The sequence below is a fragment of the Mesorhizobium sp. M7A.F.Ca.AU.002.02.1.1 genome, assembly GCF_003998535.1.
GTDB classification, from domain to species: Bacteria; Pseudomonadota; Alphaproteobacteria; order Rhizobiales; family Rhizobiaceae; genus Mesorhizobium; species Mesorhizobium ciceri.
The window spans coordinates 1-4,700 of record NZ_RZPB01000487.1; the positions used below are offsets into that span (position 1 = coordinate 1).

General features: G+C 62.2%; 6 protein-coding genes. 5 read left to right on the plus strand and 1 reads right to left on the minus strand.

Going from position 1 to position 4,700, the window contains the following annotated elements; genetic code table 11:
- The 5 genes from EN879_RS24755 to EN879_RS24775 all read left to right on the plus strand — a co-directional run.
- A partial coding sequence (locus tag EN879_RS24755) for an AAA family ATPase (RefSeq protein ID WP_164774559.1) occupies positions 1–322 on the plus strand: 322 nt, incomplete at its 5' end.
- Entirely contained in the window at positions 319–1,083 is a 765-nt protein-coding gene (locus tag EN879_RS24760; protein WP_063167786.1) for a GNAT family N-acetyltransferase, read from the plus strand. The genes EN879_RS24755 and EN879_RS24760, both read left to right, overlap by 4 nt.
- The gene (locus tag EN879_RS24765; protein WP_024504599.1) at positions 1,070–1,591 is read left to right on the plus strand and encodes a CoA-binding protein; all 522 of its coding nucleotides are present in this window, start codon (positions 1,070–1,072) and stop codon (positions 1,589–1,591) included. Before EN879_RS24760 ends, EN879_RS24765 begins: the two co-directional genes overlap by 14 nt.
- 226 nt (positions 1,592–1,817) lie before the next feature.
- Positions 1,818–3,098, plus strand: a complete 1,281-nt coding sequence (locus EN879_RS24770) for an O-acetylhomoserine aminocarboxypropyltransferase (protein ID WP_024504598.1) — start codon at positions 1,818–1,820, stop codon at positions 3,096–3,098.
- A 6-nt stretch (positions 3,099–3,104) separates the two neighbouring features.
- Positions 3,105–3,455 carry a cupin domain-containing protein gene (locus tag EN879_RS24775; protein WP_063167787.1) on the plus strand — a complete coding sequence of 117 codons (351 nt, stop codon included), beginning with the start codon at positions 3,105–3,107 and terminating at the stop codon, positions 3,453–3,455.
- Positions 3,456–3,509: 54 nt separating this feature from the next.
- Here the strand turns inward: EN879_RS24775 and EN879_RS24780 are convergent, their stop codons facing one another.
- A complete protein-coding gene (locus tag EN879_RS24780; RefSeq protein WP_063170209.1) occupies positions 3,510–4,394 on the minus strand; it encodes an AraC family transcriptional regulator in 885 nt (294 codons plus the stop codon).
- Positions 4,395–4,700 lie beyond the last annotated feature (306 nt).

Here is a 4,700-nt window from a genome sequence, read left to right on the forward strand (position 1 = left end):
CTTTATCCGTTTTTTCGAGGAGCGCTGCCGCAGGCAAGGCATCTACATCCTCGACGAGCCCGAAAGCGCACTGTCGCCGACGCGACAGATCGAGCTGCTCAAGATGCTGCGGCGCATGGACCAGTCGGGCACCGCGCAAGTGATCATGGCGACGCATTCGCCGCTGCTGATGGCTTGTCCTGGCGCGCGGCTGTTCCGCATCAGCCGGTTCGGGCTCGATCCCACGGATTTCAGCGATACCGATCATTTTCGCATGATGCGCGACTTCTGCACCGATCCGCAGGCCTTTATGGAGGAAGCGCTGCGGGAGGATGACGCGTGAGCGCCGGCGATGATGACCTCAACTGGCGCGTCGAGCAGGCGTGCCGCGAAGGCTGGCCGGCGGCGACCGAGACGTTGGTTGATGGCTGGCTTCTGCGGCGATCGGGCGGACGGATCCGGCGTACCAATTCGGCCAATCCCTTGCGCGGCGAGCGTGGCGCGCCCGACAAAGTGATCGACGCCGCAGAGTCCTTCTACGTCGGCCACGGTCAGGCGCCGATGTTCCGAGTGCCTGATATCGCCGCCGAGCTCGAAACCGCACTCGACCATCGCGGCTACCAGCCGGAAGGCGGGACGATCCATCTCCATGCCGGGATCGGCGATCTGGCTGAAGTCCGCGACGAGCGGGTCGCTGTTTCGCCTGTGCCAGGCGAAGACTGGCTCGCGGCGCGCTTCCGCATGGAGGCTTATGACGACATCGATCGCCGCGTCTTTCGCGAGATGACCGGACTGATCGTCGGCGACCGGGCGTTCGTGTCCTGTACACGAGACAGCGAAATTGCCGCCTTGGCCTATGGCGTCATCCGCAATGGGCTGCTTGTGGTGGAATCGGTTGAAACCGACGGCCGTTTCAGGCAGCAAGGCCTGGGCCGCAAGACGGTGGGCGTCCTGATCGACTGGGCACGACAAACGGGTGCGTCAGCTGCATGCCTGCAGGTGGTGGCCGACAACACGCCGGCTCGCGCCCTCTACGCCTCGCTTGGGTTCAGCCGTGAACTTTACCGATACCACTACCGCAGGAAGCCGCATGAACCACGATAGCTACGACAACACTTACATTGCCGGCATCCTCAATTCGGTGAAGACCATCGCCATGGTCGGCGCGTCCGCCAATGATGTGCGGCCAAGCTATTTCGTGCTGAAATATCTGCTGGCCAAGGGATTTTCGGTGTTTCCGATCAATCCTGGCCAGGCCGGCAAGGAGATCCTCGGCCGGATGACCTATGCGAGGCTCGCCGATATTCCGGAGCCGATCGACATGGTCGACATCTTTCGCGCGCCGGCGGCGGTGCCCGGCATCGTCGACGAGGCGTTGCGGCTCGATCCCTTGCCGAAAGTGATCTGGATGCAGCTTGGCGTGCGCCATGACGAAGCAGCCGCGCGCGCCGAGGCCGCCGGCATCAAGGTGGTGATGAACCGCTGCCCCAAGATCGAATATGGCAAGCTGTCCGGCGAGATCGGTTGGACCGGCGTCAATTCCGGCGTGCTGTCGTCGAAGAAGCCGCTGATGCGGTCGGGATTCCAGAGTTTTGGCGTGCGGCAGAAGTAGTGCACGTCGCTCAAAAGTGCGCAGCGGTTTTGGGATAACGACGTGCACCAAAAGCAAGGCCTGACGCGCGATGCGCCTTAGGCGCAAAATTATTCCTTAGGCCAGCGCATTTTCTCGGGCCTCGGCCGCAGATCGCTAGCCGAAGGGTATTTTCTTCTTTGCATTCGCGCTCATGCTTCGCCAAGAATGCCCGGCGATTTCAAGAGTTTCAAAAGGGAGGTTTTCAGTGACCCGCACGCCAGGTTTCAACACGCTCGCCGTCCACGCCGGTGCCAAGCCCGATCCGGCGACCGGCGCGCGCGCCACGCCGATCTACCAGACGACCTCCTTCGTCTTCGACGACGCCGACCATGCCGCCTCGCTGTTCGGGCTGAAGGCCTTCGGCAACATCTACACCCGCATCATGAACCCGACCCAGGCAGTGCTGGAAGAGCGCATGGCGGCCCTCGAAGGCGGCACGGCGGCACTCGCGGTCGCCTCCGGCCATGCCGCGCAGGTGATCGTGTTCCACAATCTGATGCAGCCGGGCGACAATTTCGTTGCCGCCAACAAGCTTTACGGCGGTTCGATCAACCAGTTCGGCCATGCCTTCAAGAATTATGGCTGGGAGGTGCGCTGGGCCGACACCAATGACATCTCGACCTTCGAGAGCCAGATCGACGACAGGACCAAGGCGATCTTCATCGAGAGCCTCGCCAATCCGGGCGGCACCTTCGTCGATATCGAGAAGATCGGCGACATCGCGCGCAAGCACGGCCTGCCGCTGATCGTCGACAACACACTGGCCTCGCCCTACCTCATCCGGCCGATCGAGCATGGCGCCGACATCGTCGTCCATTCGCTGACCAAATTCATCGGCGGTCACGGCAATTCGATCGGCGGCGCCATCGTCGACGGCGGCACCTTCGACTGGTCGAAATCGGGCAAATACCCGATGCTGTCGGAACCGCGCCCCGAATATGGTGGTCTTGTCCTGCACGAAACCTTCGGCAATTTCGCCTTCGCCATTGCCGCGCGCGTGCTCGGCCTGCGCGATCTCGGCCCGGCGATCTCCCCGTTCAACGCCTTCCTCATCCTGACCGGCCTGGAAACCCTGCCGCTGCGCATGCAGCGCCACTGCGACAATGCCGTCACCGTTGCCGCCTGGCTGTCCAACCACCCCAAGGTCGCATCGGTGAATTACCCCGGCCTGCCCTCAGACAAGAACAACGCGCTGCAGAAGAAGTACTCACCACTTGGCGCCGGCGCCGTGTTCACCTTCGCGCTGAAGGGCGGCTATGACGCGGGCGTCAAATTCGTCGAGGCGCTCGAGCTGTTCTCGCACCTCGCCAATGTCGGCGACACCAAGTCGCTGGTCATCCACCCGGCCTCGACCACGCACCGCCAGCTTTCCGACGAGCAGAAGGTCAAGGCCGGCGCAGGACCGGACACGGTGCGGCTTTCGATCGGCATCGAGGACGTCAACGACATCGTCGCCGACCTCGAACAGGCGCTAGCCAAGGTCTGATCGATCATGAGCGAGTCAAACTTTCTTTCCATCGGCGTCGACGCTGTCGACGCCGAACAGGGTGCACCGGCGCCCGACCGGCTGATCTCGGGCGATCCCAAATTCCGCACCTGGAATGTCGAGGAGCGCGACGGCGGCCTCTATGCCGGCATATGGGAATCGACCCCGGGCAAATGGCGCATCGTCTATGACGAGTGGGAGTTCTGCCACATCCTGTCCGGCGTTTCGGTGATCGCGGAGGACGGTGGGCAAGCGCGCACCGTCAAGACCGGCGACAGCTTTGTGCTGAAGCCCGGCTTCAAGGGCAGCTGGGAAGTGCTTGAAACGACTCGCAAGGAGTATGTGATCAAGCTTTGATCTCGCGTCGCCATGATGCTCGCGATCGGGGGGACAAACCGCTGTCCTGCCGAGCTATTTCAGAGGCAGAAAGAGTTCAACGACCACTTCGCGTAGCGGGCCCTCCGGGAAGTGGGACAGATGTCGTTGGCAATAGATCGGAAAGTCGCGTGCTTCCTCGCCGCTGGCCGGAAGCCATTCACGATAAAGATAAAGTGCTGCGGGTTCGAGATTGTTGGTATTGCCAGGGTAGCGCAGCACCGCGCAGCGCCCGCCGGGGATCACGCCAGCCTTCATCTGCCCGTCATTCGCCTCGATCGGCCGGTCTGTCCCGGCACAAATGTCCATGCTGTAGTCAGCCGGGACCGCGGGCTCCCTTTCGGAACGGAAGACGTTGAAGGTCGGGCTTGTCTCGGGCGACAAGCCCGCCGCCTTACGCCAGGCGATGAACCGCTGGATGGTGTCCTGGAGCGTCGCCCGGTCTCCGCGGTGCTCCATGATCGCCACCGGCGTCGGGGGCACATCGCGGATCGTCACGTCGTCGTGTTCAAAGATTATCTGCATAAGCGTGTTCCTTGCTTTTTCGAGGGGCCCGAAGGCCATGAGCCACGACCCCCAGTCGGGAGACTTCCGGAACGACGACGGCGATTGTCCGAACCGTTGCCGAAAGGCGCGGGCGAAGGCATCCGGCGCGTCGTAACCGGCATCCATGGCTATGTCGGTGACGCTTTGGGCGTCACTTTCGGCAAGTCTGTACGAAGCACGCTTCATGCGGGCGAGCTGGACATAGCGATGCACGGACACCCCGAAGGTGGACGTGAACTGCCGGTGGAAATGATATTTCGAGAACGCCGCGACACCGCTCAACGCCTCCAGCCCCAGATCGTCATCCAGATGCTGGTCTATATGGTCTAGCACCCGCTGCATTCGGGCTGGGTAGTTTTCAAGTGCGGCCTTCAACGTCTCTTTCTCCGTGACGACACCAGTTAGGCCTTTCCGAATATATCGCGCTCGACCGATCTTGCGATTTGGCATGGATCGACAGGGGCTGCCAGCAACGGCCTTCAGGCTCTCCCCCAAGCTTGTGCTGCCTGCGTATGACTATTTCGCTGGAACTGGCTGAGACAGCTTCCGGTGCCTTGTCGTGGAAGGGCATCGTGGGCGGTCCGGTGAGCCGACCTTGTGGTTGCTGCTGGCGCTATGGCTGGAATAGGCCGGCGACCAAATCCGCGCTTCGTCAAAAGCCGACGGCGAGCCTTTCCAGCC